Below are 1,076 nucleotides of genomic sequence, written 5' to 3'. Positions count from 1 at the left end.
ATGAGTGACGGATTTGCCTATCACTCGGCCTACACCCTTACCCCGGGACAACCACCGCCCGGGCTGGACTACCTTCCTGCGTCACCCCATCGCTCACCTACTGCAGACTTGGGCCGGCGGCTCCACCACTTCCCTTTGCCCGAAGGCTCCGGGACGGCTTCACGGCCTTAGCATCATCTGGTTCGACGTTGGCGCTTCAAAGCGGGTACGGGAATATCAACCCGTTGTCCATCGACTACGCCTGTCGGCCTCGCCTTAGGTCCCGACTTACCCTGGGCAGATCAGCTTGACCCAGGAACCCTTGGTCAATCGGCGCAAGAGTTTCCCACTCTTGTATCGCTACTCATGCCTGCATTCTCACTCGTATACCGTCCACGACTGGTTTCCACCGCCGCTTCACCCGGCACACGACGCTCCCCTACCCATCACAGCAGGCGTTGGCCCTTCATGCTGCAATGACACGACTTCGGTGATGTGCTTGAGCCCCGCTACATTGTCGGCGCGGAATCACTTGACCAGTGAGCTATTACGCACTCTTTCAAGGGTGGCTGCTTCTAAGCCAACCTCCTGGTTGTCTCTGCGACTCCACATCCTTTCCCACTTAGCACACGCTTAGGGACCTTAGTCGGTGTTCTGGGCTGTTTCCCTCTCGACCATGGAGCTTATCCCCCACAGTCTCACTGCCACGCTCTCACTTACCGGCATTCGGAGTTTGGCTAAGGTCAGTAACCCGGTAAGGCCCATCGCCTATCCAGTGCTCTACCTCCGGCAAGAAACACGTGACGCTGCACCTAAATGCATTTCGGGGAGAACCAGCTATCACGGAGTTTGATTGGCCTTTCACCCCTAACCACAGGTCATCCCCCAGGTTTTCAACCCTGGTGGGTTCGGTCCTCCACACGGTCTTACCCGCGCTTCAACCTGCCCATGGCTAGATCACTCCGCTTCGGGTCTTGGGCATGCAACTCAACCGCCCTATTCGGACTCGCTTTCGCTACGGCTACCCCACACGGGTTAACCTCGCTACACACCGCAAACTCGCAGGCTCATTCTTCAAAAGGCACGCAGTCACGGCC

The 1,076-nt window shown here is 57.8% G+C and carries 1 rRNA gene; it reads right to left on the bottom strand.

Annotation, left to right across the window (positions count from 1 at the left end):
- Positions 1-1,076 (bottom strand): 23S ribosomal RNA (locus ACFV0O_RS41505); the annotation flags it as partial.

The organism is Kitasatospora sp. NPDC059577 (assembly GCF_042735475.1).
GTDB lineage: Bacteria > Actinomycetota > Actinomycetes > Streptomycetales > Streptomycetaceae > Kitasatospora.
This window is presented reverse-complemented; position numbering and strand designations above follow the sequence as displayed.